Raw genomic sequence first — 14,395 nt, forward strand, 5'->3', positions numbered from 1 at the left:
CGGAAGGAGACCCAGTCGTATGAGCAGACGGATTCTCTTTGTGGATGACGAGTCCAATGTCTTGCAGGGGCTGCGGCGCATGCTGCGGCCCAAGCGGCAGGAATGGGACATGGCCTTCGCTGCCAGCGGCGAGGAGGCGCTTCGTCTGTTGGACGAAAAGCACTTTGACGTGGTGGTCACGGACATGCGCATGCCCATGATGGATGGCGCGGCGCTGCTGCACGAGGTGATGGAGCGCCATCCCGGGGTGGCGCGCATTGTGCTGTCCGGCCACTCGGACCTTGACCTTGTGGTGCGCTCTGTCCTGCCTGCACATCAGTACGTCTCCAAACCCTGCTCACCGGAAAAGCTGCAGGATGTCATCTCCAAGGCGCTGGAGGTGCAGGACATCGTTTCCGTGGATACCCTGCGCGAGATGGTGTCGCGCATTGAGTCGCTCCCGTCGCTGTCCGAGGCATACCACCAGCTGACGGAGGAGATGAACAAACCCGAGCCGTCCATTGCCAAGGTGGGGGAAATTATCTCGCACGACATCTCCATGAGCGCCAAAATCCTCAAGCTGGTGAACTCGTCGTTCTTTGGGTTTGCGCGGCATATCTCCAGCCCGGAGCAGGCTGTGGCGCTCCTCGGGCTCAAGGTCATCAAGGCCCTTGTGCTGTCCGTGAATATCTTTTCGGAATTTCACAGCGAGGAGCTGCGGCAGTATTCGCTGTCCGGCCTGTGGGACCATAGCATGCGGGTGTCCACCCTGTGCCGCGACATTGCGGCGATGGAAAAAATGGACGCCAAGATGCAGGACGAATGCTTTATTGCGGGCCTGCTGCACGACGTGGGCAAGCTCATCCTCGCGTCCACATTTACGGACCGGTACAACACCATGCTCACGCAGGTGCGCGAGCAAAACCGCGTGGTGCGGTGGATGGAATTCGAGACTTTTGGCACCACGCATGCCGAGGTGGGGGCCTATCTGATGGGGCTGTGGGGCTTGCCGGATGCGGTGGTGGAATCCATCGCCTTCCATCACGCGCCCATGTATCCGGAGCGCGGTCTGAGCACCGTTGGCGTGGTGCACGCCGCCAATTGGCTGGACCATGCGTATTATGTCCTGCACAGCAACTACGCCATCCCGGAGCTGGACGAGGAATACCTGCGCGTTGCGGGTGTTGGCGACAGGATAGAGGCATGGAAGGAGCTGGTGGTGTCACCGGAAGAGAGGGAGGAGCATGGCGACGAAGAAACATAGAATCCTCTTTGTGGATGACGACACAAATCTGCTCGCCGCCTACTCGCGCCAACTGCGCAAACGCTACGACGTGGAGACGGCAAACAGTGGCGTGTTGGCGCTTCGGACCATCGCGGAGAAAGGCTCGTTCAGCGTGGTGGTGTCGGACTTTCGCATGCCCGGCATGGACGGATTGCAGTTTCTTGCCGAGGTCAAAGACATGCTTCCCGATGCTTCGCGCATTCTCCTGACGGGGTATGCGGAGCTGGACGTGGCCATCAAGGCGGTGAATGAGGGGAATATCTTTCGCCTGCTCACCAAGCCTTGCCCGCCGGAAATCCTTGTGCGGGCGCTGGCCGATGGCGCGCGGCACTACGAGCTCATTATTTCTGAGCGCGAACTGCTGGAGGAGACCCTCAAGGGCAGTGTGGCTATGCTGAGCGATGTGATGTCCGTCATCCGGCCCGATGTGTTCGGGCAGGTATCGCGCATGACGCCCTACGTGCGCAAGCTGGCCATCATGGTGGAGGACCCCAATCCGTGGCGGACGGAGACGGCGGCCATGCTTTCGCTGCTGGGCTATATCACCCTGCCGGAAAAGCTGGTGCGCCGCGTGAACCTTGGCCGCCAGCTGAACCCCGGCGAGTACGCCATGTTTTCGGAGCATACGGACATCTGCGCCCGCATTGTTACGCGCATTCCGCGTATGGAGGAGGTGGGGCGCATCATTGCCTATCAGGACAAGCTCTTTGACGGCAAAGGCCTGCCGCAGGACTCCGTGGCCGGGGAGCTTATCCCCCTTGGCTCGCGGATTATCAAAATCGTGCTTGATTTCGACAGACTCCAGCAGGCTGGGCAGGACAAGCAGGAGGCCTATTCGTCGCTGACCAAGCGTGGCGGCTGGTACGACCCCAAGATTTTGGAGGCGTTCAAGAAGCTGCTGGGTGATGAGGGGCGCTTCTGCGTGCGGCAGGTGGCGATTGATAATTTGCAGGAAAATATGGTGCTGGCCGAGGACGTCACCCTGGAGCGCAACGGCAAGTTTATCCGCGTGCTGGCGCGCGGACAGGAGATGACGCGGGTGAGCATTGCGTACCTGAAGAAGTACCACCAGAATTTTGGCATCAGCAATGTCGTCAAGGTGCTTATCCCGTGGGAGGACGAAGGCGGCGAAGGCGGCGAAAGCATGGAGGATGTGCAGGCGCCGCCCGAAGACGGCAAATGAGTGGAGGCTGGCGCGCCAGTGGCGTGCCAGCGCCGAGGGGCCATGCGCACGGGCGCGGGCTGGCGGGGGGCGTTAAAGCGGAAGGGCGCGGCGGCTGAGGGCGTGGGCCATAATGAAAGAGGCCGCACATGGCGCAGCAGAGGGCTGCCATGTGCGGCGCTGTGTATTTGAAGGGCTAAACTTCCTGAATGGGGTGGACTTCGTTGCAGTAGTCGTCCCACTCCGCGCACGTGTTTGCCAGGTCCTCCACGTGCTGTTTGCCGCAGGAGTCGCAGGTGAGCTGTACCTGCGGTGCGCGGCCTTCCAGTTCCTTGCGCGCGGGGCGTCCTTCCAGCTTGTCCTGCGTGCGGCCTGTCAGCTCTTTGTTGACGTCGTCCGGGGAGGCTTCCAGCTCTTTGAGTTCGCGGGCGGTGAGTTGCAGGGTGGCGTCCTTGCCGCACAGGGGGCAGTGGGCCTCAAGGGTATACGTCTTGGTCATACATCCTCCGCGTTGTGCGTGCCGGGCTGTTGTGGCGCGCTGTTCGCCGTGTGGCGGCCTGCTGTTTTGGGCAGGGCGCGCCGGAGCGGCCGGGTGATGGTTCTGCAAGTACGCACTCATCATTGCGGACAACGAAGGCGCGGTCAACCCTGCCAAGGGGCGGCCGCCCTTTTGCCCGCCGCGCCCCCTAACCGGGGAAAAAGCGCCATTGCGGCTGTTGCCACAGGGTGGGGGAGTGGTTACATATGGACTCTTGCGCCCAAAAATGGGCGCGTGGAGTGATAGACATGGATATGGAAACAACCGACGCCCTCCATCAGGATGGGGGGCAGCGTGAAGGCGGATTGTCCAAGGGCGTGTTGTATGTCGCCGTGGGCACCGTCTTTTTCAGTTTGGCCAGCGTCCTCGTGAAAACGACCGGACAGCGCCTGCCCTTTATTGAGATTGTTCTCGGGCGCAGCGTGTTCGGCATTATGCTGTGCTGGTGGCTTATGCGCCGCAGCGGCGCGCCGTGGATTGGCACGCACCATGTGCCGCTGCTTCTGCGCGGTATTTTGGGCTTTGGCGGCCTTGCCGGGTCGTTCTACGCCATCACGCATATGCCTCTTGCGGACGCTATTGTGCTCTTTTACTGCAACCCGGTCATCGCGGTGCTGCTGTCCTTCGTCTTCCTTGGCGAGCGCATGGACAGGCGCGCCATGCTGTGCATCCCGCTGTGCCTTATGGGCGTGGTGCTGGTGACCAAGCCGCCGTTCCTTTTTGGTGCGGGGGCGGTGGAAATCTCCGGGCTGGCCTACGCCGTGGCCCTGCTTGCCGCCGTGTCCGTGGCGGGCGCGTATGTGAGCATGCACCACCTTGGGGGGCGCGAACATCCGCTGACCATTGTGGTGTATCTGTACATTGTGTCCGTGCCGTGCGCGCTGCTTGGCAGCCTGCCGGTATGGGTAACGCCGAACCTGCTGGAAATTACGATGATGGCGGGCATTGGCGTGCTGACGCAGGTGGCCCAGATGTGCCTGACGCGCGGACTGGCTATGGAATCCACAGGAACGGCCACCGCAACGGGCAGCCTGCAAGTGGTGTTCACCGCCATATGGGGCATGCTGTTCTTTGGGGAATTCCCCGATGGATTGGCCTTTTTTGGTGCAGGGTTCATCATCCTGAGCACCCTGATCCTTTCCGGCACCATCCGGTTGCCCCGCCGGCGCCAGCGCGCGTGCTGACGGGAGCGGCGCGGTAACGTGTCATAATAAAACGGGACGAAGCCTTGCGGTTTCGTCCCGTTTTTTTGTGTGCGTGTGTGCGGCGGCTAGCGGCCGGGGGCGTAGCCCCAGTCGTCCAGCTTGCTGGCGGCCCAGTTGGCGCGCTGGCCTTGGCCGCCGGTGGCGGTGATGTAGCGGTTGTATTCCCACGCGGCGGCGGAGCGGTCGCCCATGCCCTCAAGGGCAAGGCCCTTGTAAAAGGCGGTGCTGGGGTTGCCGGGGAGCGCCTTTTCGTAGGCGTGGAAGGCGCGCAGGGCGGACGGGTAGTCGTTCTGGGTCAGGCTGGCAAGGCCGATGACCTGATCCGCCTGCGGCTCCGTGGGTTTGATGGAGTGGGCTGCGTCGGCGTAGCGCTTGGCCTCGGCCTCGCGCCCCTGCGCCAGCTGGCATTTGGCCATCATCAGGTTGCCCGCGTAGTCGTCCGGAATCTGCTTCAGTGCGGCGGAGAAGTGCGACTCGGCCTCGGTGAAGTCCTTTTTGACCATGTACTTGGCACCGGTCTGGAGCTTTTCAATGCCGTCCTTTTTGGCGCGCAGGGCGGCGGTGTTGTCCATGTAGCGGTCGCGGTACACGGGGTTGGATGTGGCCTTGGCGTAGTTGTAGCGCATTTCCTCCTTGGCGGTCTCAAGGCGTTCTTCGCTCATGGGGTGCGAGGCAAAGAGGAGTTCCGTGGCGGAGGGCTTTGAATCGTGCAGGTCCACAAGGTGCTGTTGCAGGCCCACCATGCCCTTGGGCGAATAGCCGCTGCGCGTCATGTATTCCATGCCCAGTGCGTCGGCTTGGCGTTCGTCCTCGCGGCTGTAGAAGGCCAGCAGCGCGCCAGAGGCGACGCCGCCCATACCCGCAGCGATTTCGCCATAGCCCTTGCCAAAGGACGCGGCGTAGGCCGCAAGGCCGGAAGAAAGCAGGGACACGGCCATGCCCTTGGACATGCGCGAGGCCGAATGCCGCGCGTTAACGTGTCCCATCTCATGCCCCAGCAGGGCGGCGAGTTCGGCTTCATCTTCCAGCGTCAGCAGAATGCCGCGCGTGCACGCGATGGACCCGCCGGGAAAGGCGTAGGCGTTGACATACACCGCATCCACGCACCGGAACGAGTAGGGCATATCCGGGCGGTGGGTGTACTGGGCCATGCTCTTGCCCGTTTCACTCAGGTAGGCGTTGAGGGCCGCGTCGTCTGTGGGGCCGTAGTCGTTGGAGAATTGGAGGGGGGAGCGCTCCTTGTCCAGCTGGATTTCGCTGGATTTGGACAGCAGCATGAACTGCTGCTCGCCCGTGACGGGGTTCTTGGCGCACCCCGTTGCCGCGCCAAGGGCGCAGATGCCTGACATATAGAGAAAATCCCGTCTGGAGAGGGACTGCTTCATTGGAAGACCTCCTTCATTCATAGAGGTCTTTGCATAGCACAGACGCGCGGCGCTTGGTAGTGCGCGCGCAGGGGCAGGGCCGGACAAACCCCATACGCGGAGCGCTCTGCCACGCGGTGACGCGTCCACCTGCGGGGGCGGCAGAGAGAAAATGTACAGAAATGTGCGGATGCACTACACTGCACATCAACTGTTGTGTCGGGTTGGGGACATGTGTGGGGCAAAATGATACACGTTTCTCACAAAAAGCAGGAAAAATCCGGCAAAAGCACCGCCGCCACAAGGTTTGCGGCGATTTGCAAGCAGTATTCGTTGCTTGAGCAAAATTGCACAAAGTGCGGCATTTTCGTCATAGGCACGACGATACCGCCTTGCCGGACTCTGGAGAAAAAATTTTCTTTATGAGACGTGAGAATCATATATCATCTGGAAATTTAAAAAAGAGTGTTGGATTTCAGTGTGTTGAGCTTAATGAGAAGGGAGAATCGCGTATTAATAGCCCGCTTGACAATGTGAAATCCAGCACATAAGGGGGAGTGAAGCCGAGTGCTTACTCGGTAAACCCGAGCGCGCACTCGGGCTAGGAGATGCAATGTCGTACAAAGAAAAGATACTTGAAACAGCAGCGGCGCTTTTTGCAGCCAAAGGCTACAAGGACACGTCCATTGCAGAGCTTTCGCGCCTTACCGGCGCGGCTGAAGGCACGATTTTCCATCACTTCAAGAACAAAGAGGAAATCTACATCGGTGTTCTTGAAGCGACGAAAAACGGCATCGTCAGCCGCGTGGAGGACGCGGTTTTTGCAAAGGGGTCCGGGTCTGGGCTGGAAATGGTGAAGGATCTTGTCGCCCTCTTCTTCCGTCTCTCCGAGGAGATGCACGTGGAGTTCAGGCTCCTTTTCCGCTCGCATCTGTATCATCTTGCCGGGACCAATCCCGCCCTCCGGGAAGATGTGGAAGCCATTTACAACTGTTTTGTGGACATGCTGGTGGAGGCCATCCAGAAGGGTGTGGCCGATGGTTCCATCCGCAGGGACGTGTCCCCCAATGGTCAGGCCCTGATACTGTTTTCCATGGTATCGGGCCTTTTGCGCTTTAAGATGCTGAGCCTGTTTCCCGTTCGTTCGTTGTACGCAGACGTGCTCGCCTCATGCGAAAACATGCTGAAACCACAACCGATGGAAGGGTGCTCATGCTGACCCGATTTTTTCCGTTCCTGTCCTGGATGAAGGGCTATGGAACAAAGCATTTGAGGGCTGACTTCACGTCCGGACTGACGGTGGCCCTGGTGCTGATTCCGCAGTCCATGGCGTATGCACAGCTTGCGGGTATGCCCGCGTATTACGGGCTGTACGCTTCGTTTCTGCCCCCCATGATTGCCGCGCTGTTCGGCTCCAGCCGTCAGCTCGCCACCGGGCCTGTGGCTGTTGTCTCGCTCATGACAGCCGCATCACTGGAACCGCTGGCCACAGCAGGCAGTGAGGCCTTCATCGCCTACGCCATCCTGTTGGCGTTTACGGTTGGCCTGTTCCAGTTCCTGCTGGGGGCGCTGCGTCTTGGATTGGTGGTGAACTTTTTGTCGCATCCGGTGGTCAACGGCTTCACCAACGCCGCGGCCATCATCATTGCGTCCAGCCAGCTGTCCAAGATGTTTGGCGTGTATGTGGACAAAGCCGCGCACCACTACGAGACCATCTACCGTGTGATGGAGTCCGCCGTGGACTACACACATTGGCCAACACTCGGCATGGGTGTGCTGGCCTTTGCGGTGATGATTGGCCTCAAGCGCTTTGCGCCCAAGGCGCCGAACGTGCTGGTGGCGGTTGTGATTACCACGCTGCTGTCGTGGGCCATTGGCTTTGAGCACAACACCACCGTGGACCTGAACCACATCAAGTCCCCGGACGCGGTGGAAGCCATTGCCAAGTTCAACACCGTCACCACGGAGCTTCCCAAGATTGGCGAACGGCGCACCGAGCTGAACACCCAGTACGCCGCCGCTGTCGAGAATTCGGGCATGCACTCCATCCCCGCCCTCGACATCAAGCACGATGTGGAAGTCGCCAACATCAAGATTGAAAACCTGAAGCGCAGGGCCCATACCTGGCGCTCCAAGATTCGCCATATGAAGTTCGACGGCGTCAGCGCGCCTGACGGCACCACGAACTTCTACCTTGCGGGCACCACGCCCGAGGGCCTGAACACCGACGGCCGCATCTGGCGCATCAAGGTCGGCAACAAGGCCATTAACAAGGACTCTCTGCTCATGATGGGCGGCGGCGCGGTTGTGGGCGTGGTCCCCAGCGGCCTGCCGACCCTGTCCGTGCCCAAGCTCGACATGGGCGTTATGCTCCAGCTGCTGCCGTATGCGGCCATCATCTCGCTGCTGGGCTTCATGGAAGCTATCTCCATCGCCAAGGCCATGGCCGCCAAGACCGGCCAGCGCCTTGACCCCAACCAGGAGCTTATCGGTCAGGGCCTGTCCAACATGGTGGGCGCCATTGGCAAGAGCTACCCGGCATCGGGGTCGTTCTCCCGTTCGGCGGTGAACCTTGCCTCCGGCGCGGTGACTGGGCTGTCCAGCGTGTTTACCTCGCTGGTGGTCGTCATCGTGCTGATGTTCTTCACCCCGCTGCTGTATCATCTGCCCCAGTCCGTGCTGGCGGCGGTCATCATGATGGCGGTTATCGGCCTCATCAACGTGAAGGGTTTTGTCCACGCGTGGAAGGCCCAGTGGTACGACGGCGCCATCTCCATTTTGTCCTTTGTCTGCACGCTGGGCTTTGCCCCGCATCTGGACAAGGGCATCATGGTCGGTGTTGTGCTGTCCCTTGGCGTGTTCCTGTACAAGAGCATGCGCCCCACGGTGGCCAGCCTGTCCCTGTCGGCGGACCGCGCCCTGCGCGACTGCTCCGTCTACGGCCTGCGCGAGTGTGACCACGTGGCTGTCGTCCGCTTTGACGGCCCGCTGTTCTTCGCCAACGCCAGCTACCTTGAGGACCGCATCACGGACATCCTGCAGGCCAAGCCGCATCTGCGGCACATCCTGCTGGTGGCCAACGGCATCAATGATATGGACGCCTCCGGCGAGGAAGCGCTGGCACTTATTGTGGACCGCGTGCGCAGTGCCGGGTACGGTATGTCCTTCTCTGGCGTAAATGAGAATGTTCTCGCGGTGATGAAGCGTACGCACCTGTTTGAGTCCATTGGCGAGGAGAATATCTACGCCACGCAGGCAGAGGCGCTGCCCATCATCCACGCCAAGGCCCACGAAGGTTCCGAAGAAAAGGCATGCCCCCTGACTGAGGCCTGCCCGGCCCAATAGGACAAGGAGAATCCTCATGGCAGTGATCAACATCTTCAATGCCGCGTATGTTCGGGCCGAGGAAGTGGCGGCTGGCGTCGCTTCCGAGCTTGGCCTGACCACCATGCGCGACGCCGAAGTCTTCGCGATGGCCGCGGAACGTTTCGGTATGTCCGAGTCGCGTTTGGCCAAGACGGTCTACGGCAAGCCCAGCGTGTTCAACAGCTTCACCCACGAGCGCGAGCGCGCCGTCACCTGCCTGCGCGCCACGCTGGCCGAACTGCTGCACAGGGACGACCTGCTCCTGTATGGCTGGGCCGGACTGCTGGTACCGCAACGCGTGTCGCATGTGCTGCGCGTGCTGCTGGGGGCGGAGGTGCACTTCCGCGCCGGCCTCGCCGCCGAGCGCGAGGGCGTCAGCGCCGAAGAGGGCGCCAAGCTGGTCCACAAGGCCGACGAGGCCCTGTTCGGCTGGAGCGAGTACGTCACCGGCGCCAAGGCGTGGGACAACGAGCTTTACGACGTGGTCATCCCCATGGATGCCAAGTCCGTGGAGCATGCGGTGGCCTTTACAGTGGACAACGCGCGCCGCGGCGTGCTGGTGCCCACGGCCCAGTCCCAGCAGGCGGTGGACGACTTCGCCCTTGCCGCGCGTGTGGACATGGCCCTCGTCAAAGAAGGCCACAGCGTGGACGTGGAGGCCAAAAACGGCCGCGTGCAGCTGACCATCAATAAGAATGTCATCATGCTCTCCCGCCTTGAGGAAGAGCTGCAGCGTATTGCCTCCGGCGTGGAGGGGGTCCGCGAAGTGACCACTCGGGTTGGAAAGGACTTCTATCAGGCGGACATCTACCGCAGGCATGATTTCAGCCTGCCGAGCAAGGTGCTGCTGGTGGACGACGAGCGCGAGTTCGTCGAAACCCTGTCCGAACGTCTCACCATGCGCGACGTGGGGTCCGCAGTGGTGTATGATGGCCCGCAAGCTCTGAACCTGCTGCAGGACGAGGAGCCGGAGGTCATGATTCTGGACCTGAAGATGCCGGGTATGGACGGCCTTGAGGTGCTGCGCCGCGTGCGGCGCGACCACCCGGGCGTCGCGGTGATTATCCTCACCGGTCACGGTTCCGATAAGGACCGTGAGACCTGTATGGACCTTGGCGCGTTTGCGTACTTGCAAAAGCCGGTGGACATTGACGTCTTGTCGTCCACGGTAAAGAGCGCCTACGAGAAGGTTCGCGTCTCGTCGTAAGACGTTTGGCCGACAGGGACGCGACGCTTGGCGTGCCTGTCGGCCCTTTTTTTACCCGTAAAGGATGCGCGTATGGCTTCGTGGCTGAAACGGCTCCGGCCGAATTTTTGGACGACGGATGAAGAGGATGGGCACAACATCCTCAACTACAGGCGGCTGTGGGTGCTGGTTGTCGGCGTCATGCTGCTCGTCTCCATTGTGCCGCTTGGCGTGATGTCCTTTACGGACTTCAGCCTCAGCCAAAAGCTGGCCGAGGCCGAAAACCGCTACCGCATGACGCGCCTTGTCTCCAACAGCAAGCGCTCCGTCACCGCCTTTCTCGAAGAGCGGCAGTCCGCGCTGGACTTTGCCGTGCGTCATCTGTCCCGCCGGGAATTGGCCGACCCGCTGCGCATTCGCGGCCTGCTTCGCGACCTCAAGAATTCCTTTGGCGGCGTGTATGACCTTGGCTTCATCGATGCCGACGGCATCCAGCAGGCCTACGCCGGACCGCACGAACTGGTGGGACGCGACTACTCCCGGCAGGATTGGTTCAAGCACGTTGTGGCCCGTGGCGTGTACATCAGTCCCGTGTTCAAGGGCTTCCGCGAGATTCCGCACATGGTCGTCGCCGTGAAGCACGACGACGCGGACGGCAGTTTTTACATTCTGCGCGCCACCCTCGACACCAGCCGCTTTAATGATCTTTTGCTGTCCATCGACATTGGCAGCGACAGCGACGTCTTCATCACCGACACCACAGGCGTTCTGCAAACGCCCACCCGCCACGCCGGGGATGTGCTGGCGGCCTCGGGCTATCCCGTGCCGCCGTACTCCGAGCGCACGCGTATTATGGAGACGCGCTCCAAGGACGGCACCCCCGTCTTTATGGGCTACACCTATGTGAAGGGCGCGCCCTTCATCCTGACCCTTGTCACGGACAAAAAAGCCGTCATGGACCCATGGTGGACCGTGCGCCTTGAGATGTTCGGCTTCACCGCCCTGAGCATGACGGTCATCGGCATTGTGGTGCTGGGGGTGGCGACCTCGCTGGTGAGCCGGGTGCATTTTGCCGACCAGCGGCGTACCGTAGCCATGCACCGCGCCGAACACGCCAACAAGATGGCCTCCATTGGCCGCCTTGCCGCAGGCGTGGCGCACGAAATCAACAACCCCCTCGCCGTCATCAGCCAGAAGGCCGGACTGATGAAGGATCTGTTGGCCTTCGGCTCCGTGGAAGGGGCGAACAAGGAAAAGCTCATTGGCCTGACCGATGCGGTGCTTGCGTCGGTGGAGCGCTGCGGGACCATCACCCACAGGCTGCTTGGCTTTGCCCGGCACATCGACGTGCGCCTGGAGAAGCTGGACCTTGAGCCTGTCATCCGCGACGTGCTCGGCTTCTTGGAAAAGGAGGCGGAGTACCGCGGCATTGAGGTGAACGTGGACGTAGCGGGCGATGTGATGCCCATCGAGAGCGACAGAGGGCAGTTGCAGCAGGTGTTTTTGAACATTATCAACAACGCCTTTGCCGCCGTCGAAGATGGCGGCAGGGTGAACATCGGCATCGCGCCCATGACCGAAGACCACGTATCCGTGATCATTCAGGACAACGGATGCGGCATCCGGCGCGAGCATTTACGCCAGATTTTTGAGCCGTTCTTCTCCACCAAGGGAGACAAGGGCACAGGCCTTGGCCTGTCCATTACCTACGGTCTGGTGCAGAAGCTGGGCGCGGAGATGCATGTGGACAGTACGGAAGGCGAAGGAACGGCGTTCACTCTGGTCTTTCCTGTAAAACGGTAACGGACGGAGAGATATTGTGCGGATTTTGTTGGTCGACGATGAGGCCGAACTGGTGGAAACACTGGTGGAGCGCCTGCGGCTGAGAGGAATTGATGCGGATTGCGCGCTGTCCGGCGATGCCGCCATTGATATGACACAGAGCAAGGCCTACGACCTTGCCGTGGTGGATATGAAGATGCCCGGCACCAGCGGGCTGGACGTCATGAAGTCCATGCGCGACATGCGCCCCGAGATGCGCTTTATCTTTCTGACCGGTCACGGCTCCACGCAGGACTGTCAGGAAGGGCGCAAGGCCGGTGCCAGCGACTACCTGATGAAGCCCGTGCGGCTCCAGGTGCTGCTGGAGCGCATTCAGGCGGCTTTGAATCCCGGAGGGGAAGAGAACAATGAGTGCTGACAACGGGTCCGATGCTGGGTTGGTCTGCTTTGGCCGTATGACGGCCAGCGTGTCACATGAGTTCAAGAACCATTTGGCCACCATCCGTGAAAAGGCGGGCCTGCTCACGGACCTGTTGACCCTTGCCGCGCGTGGCCGCGAGGTGGATTTTGAGCGCCTTGCGGGCATTGCCGCGGACATCCAGCAGCGTACGGCGGATGCGGACGCGGTGGTGAAGCGCCTCAATGCCTTTGCCCACAGTACGGACCATCCCCTTGCCGAGGTGCCGGTGGACGAGTCCGTGGAGCTGACGCTGAATCTCTATGCCCGGCTGGCCGCCATGCGTGGCGTGAGCTTTGACCCGCAGGGTGACGCCGGGGTGGTGGTGTCCACGCGGCCTTTCCTCTTGATGCAGCTCCTCCTCGCGTGTCTTGACGCTGTGATGGACAGCGTAGAGGACGGCGCGCAGGTGACGGTGACCACGCGCGCGACGCCCGAGGGCGCGGAGATAGCCTTTTCTGCTGGGGGCGGGGGCCAGGCGTCCCAGATGGCGGAGCTTTTGGACGCACTGAGCGCGACGGCCGTTGCCGAGGCCGGAAGCGGCCTTGTGCTGCGGTTGCCGAAGAATGTCTAATCCATGGTGCGCCGGGGTGGCGCGGGGAGGCTTTGAGAGATGACGGGTGTGAATGTTTTGCTGGTTGATGACAACAAGGATTTTGTCGAGACGTTGGCCGAGCGCCTGCGCACGCGGGGGATGGACGCGACGGCGGTCTATAATGGCCGCAGCGCCGTAGACGCCATTGACGCCCGCCGTTACGACGCCGTGGTGCTGGACCTGCAAATGCCGGATATGGACGGTCTTGAGACGCTACGGCGCATCAAGGAGCACAACGACGAAGTGCAAATTATTCTGCTGTCCGGCCACGCCACGGTGGAGCTTTCCGTAGAGGCCATGAAGCTTGGCGCCCTCGATTTTATGGAAAAGCCCGCGGACTTCGACACGCTGGTGAAAAAGATTACCGTGGCGCAGGCAAAGCGCCTTGTGCTGGAAGAAGAGCACAACAACGAAAAGATTCAGTCCATTCTTTCCCACGCCGGTTGGTAGTGGGAGAAGACAACCTGCGTAGGCGGCTTGGGCCAGGCGGTGGCCCTTGCCTGCCGGTATTTCCCGGCCTTGTGAGGCACGTTTGAGGCCGGGATTTCTCTTCGGGTCAGTGGATGGCGTTATGTACGGGAAGCATCACCACACCTCCTCCCGCCAGACGCCGTGACCGGAGAGCCTTCGTCTTCCGGAAGGCCGAAAACTTGGCGGTTTCGGCTTTCCGGAAGTCTTTTTTATTCCTCCCGATTTTATGTCCTCCCTTTTCCTGTGATTTAAGGCGTGCGCCGTGCGTCTGCCGTTGCCTGCTCCATTGCTGCGCCTGCCCGTGTGGGCGCTTGTGTGATGCTGCTGCGGCGCGGCGTCGTGGTGCATTCGTGTATTGTGCACTGTTTCACGTAGCGGAAAACGTGTGGACGGTGTTCAAAAACACATGCTACCGGAGTCATTCGCAACACGAAAACTCCGCCAACAGCGCAAAGCGACGCGCCGGTGTATGGTGATGCGCGCCATGGCGATGCACCGGGAGGAGTCTGAGGCAAGCGCGCAAGAGACAGCAGACGGAGCCCCCGCAGAAATCTGCGGGGCCGCAAAGGGAACAGACGGATGCCTCGACACAAGGAAGAAAGCGCATGCGCGTTTTGGTCGTAACCGCAGACGCGGAGGATGGAAAACGGCTTGTGGCGGACCTGAATGGTCATGGCTACGCCGCCGAATGGGCGCAGGATGCTGTGGGCGCACTGCGGCTGGCACGGATGATACGCTACGACATCGCCCTTGTGGACGAGATGGTGCGCGGCGTGCGCTGGGACGCAATGCTCCGCGGGCTACGCGGACTGCAACATGACGTTGCGGCGCTGTGCATGTGCGATGACCATACGCCCCAGTATCAGGAATCTGACGCAAAAACAGAGGCTTGCACCTTTGTGACAAAGCCGGTTATCATGGCTTCACTTCTGCCGCATCTTGTGGCAGTGCAAGAACGGGGGATGGTGCACGCACCGCATGCGGATGCGCGCCACGTCTTGTGAT

Annotated in this window: 13 protein-coding genes; 11 read left to right on the forward strand and 2 right to left on the reverse strand. The window is 61.0% G+C overall.

The window, feature by feature from the left end:
- Positions 1-19 precede the first annotated feature (19 nt).
- Together ACYQ2T_RS02865 and ACYQ2T_RS02870 are read left to right on the forward strand one after the other, a co-directional pair.
- A complete protein-coding gene (locus ACYQ2T_RS02865) occupies positions 20-1,243 on the forward strand; it encodes an HDOD domain-containing protein (RefSeq protein WP_459898288.1) in 1,224 nt (407 codons plus the stop codon).
- A complete protein-coding gene (locus tag ACYQ2T_RS02870; RefSeq protein WP_459898290.1) occupies positions 1,224-2,447 on the forward strand; it encodes an HD domain-containing phosphohydrolase in 1,224 nt (407 codons plus the stop codon). Before ACYQ2T_RS02865 ends, ACYQ2T_RS02870 begins: the two co-directional genes overlap by 20 nt.
- A 175-nt stretch (positions 2,448-2,622) precedes the next feature.
- On the opposite strand, the gene ACYQ2T_RS02875 is transcribed toward ACYQ2T_RS02870, so the two are convergent.
- Positions 2,623-2,925, reverse strand: a complete 303-nt coding sequence (locus ACYQ2T_RS02875; RefSeq protein WP_459898292.1) for a hypothetical protein — start codon at positions 2,923-2,925, stop codon at positions 2,623-2,625.
- A 287-nt stretch (positions 2,926-3,212) separates the two neighbouring features.
- Between ACYQ2T_RS02875 and ACYQ2T_RS02880 the strand changes: the two genes are divergently transcribed.
- Complete coding sequence (locus ACYQ2T_RS02880) at positions 3,213-4,148, forward strand: DMT family transporter (RefSeq protein WP_459898294.1); 936 nt, start codon at positions 3,213-3,215, stop codon at positions 4,146-4,148.
- Between the two features lie 86 nt (positions 4,149-4,234).
- Here the strand turns inward: ACYQ2T_RS02880 and ACYQ2T_RS02885 are convergent, their stop codons facing one another.
- A complete protein-coding gene (locus ACYQ2T_RS02885) occupies positions 4,235-5,554 on the reverse strand; it encodes a M48 family metalloprotease (protein ID WP_459898296.1) in 1,320 nt (439 codons plus the stop codon).
- A 592-nt stretch (positions 5,555-6,146) separates the two neighbouring features.
- Between ACYQ2T_RS02885 and ACYQ2T_RS02890 the strand changes: the two genes are divergently transcribed.
- From ACYQ2T_RS02890 to ACYQ2T_RS02925, 8 genes are all read left to right on the forward strand, one after another.
- Positions 6,147-6,752, forward strand: a complete 606-nt coding sequence (locus ACYQ2T_RS02890) for a TetR/AcrR family transcriptional regulator (protein ID WP_459898298.1) — start codon at positions 6,147-6,149, stop codon at positions 6,750-6,752.
- The gene (locus ACYQ2T_RS02895) at positions 6,746-8,878 is read left to right on the forward strand and encodes a SulP family inorganic anion transporter (RefSeq protein ID WP_459898299.1); all 2,133 of its coding nucleotides are present in this window, start codon (positions 6,746-6,748) and stop codon (positions 8,876-8,878) included. Before ACYQ2T_RS02890 ends, ACYQ2T_RS02895 begins: the two co-directional genes overlap by 7 nt.
- 16 nt (positions 8,879-8,894) lie before the next feature.
- Entirely contained in the window at positions 8,895-10,106 is a 1,212-nt protein-coding gene (locus ACYQ2T_RS02900; protein WP_459898301.1) for a response regulator, read from the forward strand.
- 72 nt (positions 10,107-10,178) lie between these two features.
- Entirely contained in the window at positions 10,179-11,888 is a 1,710-nt protein-coding gene (locus ACYQ2T_RS02905; RefSeq protein ID WP_459898303.1) for a sensor histidine kinase, read from the forward strand.
- A gap of 16 nt (positions 11,889-11,904) precedes the next feature.
- On the forward strand, positions 11,905-12,285 hold the full coding sequence (locus ACYQ2T_RS02910; protein ID WP_404845974.1) for a response regulator: 381 nt from the start codon (positions 11,905-11,907) through the stop codon (positions 12,283-12,285).
- Entirely contained in the window at positions 12,275-12,898 is a 624-nt protein-coding gene (locus tag ACYQ2T_RS02915; RefSeq protein ID WP_459898304.1) for a sensor histidine kinase, read from the forward strand. Before ACYQ2T_RS02910 ends, ACYQ2T_RS02915 begins: the two co-directional genes overlap by 11 nt.
- A 39-nt stretch (positions 12,899-12,937) precedes the next feature.
- Positions 12,938-13,369, forward strand: coding sequence for a response regulator (locus ACYQ2T_RS02920; RefSeq protein WP_404845972.1), 432 nt, complete (start codon positions 12,938-12,940; stop codon positions 13,367-13,369).
- Positions 13,370-13,995: 626 nt separating this feature from the next.
- Positions 13,996-14,394, forward strand: a complete 399-nt coding sequence (locus ACYQ2T_RS02925; protein WP_459898306.1) for a DNA-binding transcriptional response regulator — start codon at positions 13,996-13,998, stop codon at positions 14,392-14,394.
- Position 14,395 lies beyond the last annotated feature (1 nt).

The organism is Desulfobaculum senezii (genome assembly GCF_054657395.1).

Excerpts from the sequence above, each read along its gene's own strand:
- ACYQ2T_RS02880 (WP_459898294.1), top strand. The coding sequence starts at position 3,213 with ATGGATATGGAAACAACCGACGCCCTCCATCAGGATGGGGGGCAGCGT.
- ACYQ2T_RS02925 (WP_459898306.1), top strand. The coding sequence starts at position 13,996 with ATGCGCGTTTTGGTCGTAACCGCAGACGCGGAGGATGGAAAACGGCTT.
- ACYQ2T_RS02915 (WP_459898304.1), top strand. The coding sequence starts at position 12,275 with ATGAGTGCTGACAACGGGTCCGATGCTGGGTTGGTCTGCTTTGGCCGT.
- ACYQ2T_RS02900 (WP_459898301.1), top strand. The coding sequence starts at position 8,895 with ATGGCAGTGATCAACATCTTCAATGCCGCGTATGTTCGGGCCGAGGAA.
- ACYQ2T_RS02920 (WP_404845972.1), top strand. The coding sequence starts at position 12,938 with ATGACGGGTGTGAATGTTTTGCTGGTTGATGACAACAAGGATTTTGTC.
- ACYQ2T_RS02875 (WP_459898292.1), bottom strand. The coding sequence starts at position 2,925 with ATGACCAAGACGTATACCCTTGAGGCCCACTGCCCCCTGTGCGGCAAG.
- ACYQ2T_RS02885 (WP_459898296.1), bottom strand. The coding sequence starts at position 5,554 with ATGAAGCAGTCCCTCTCCAGACGGGATTTTCTCTATATGTCAGGCATC.
- ACYQ2T_RS02890 (WP_459898298.1), top strand. The coding sequence starts at position 6,147 with ATGTCGTACAAAGAAAAGATACTTGAAACAGCAGCGGCGCTTTTTGCA.
- ACYQ2T_RS02870 (WP_459898290.1), top strand. The coding sequence starts at position 1,224 with ATGGCGACGAAGAAACATAGAATCCTCTTTGTGGATGACGACACAAAT.
- ACYQ2T_RS02905 (WP_459898303.1), top strand. The coding sequence starts at position 10,179 with ATGGCTTCGTGGCTGAAACGGCTCCGGCCGAATTTTTGGACGACGGAT.
- ACYQ2T_RS02895 (WP_459898299.1), top strand. The coding sequence starts at position 6,746 with ATGCTGACCCGATTTTTTCCGTTCCTGTCCTGGATGAAGGGCTATGGA.
- ACYQ2T_RS02865 (WP_459898288.1), top strand. The coding sequence starts at position 20 with ATGAGCAGACGGATTCTCTTTGTGGATGACGAGTCCAATGTCTTGCAG.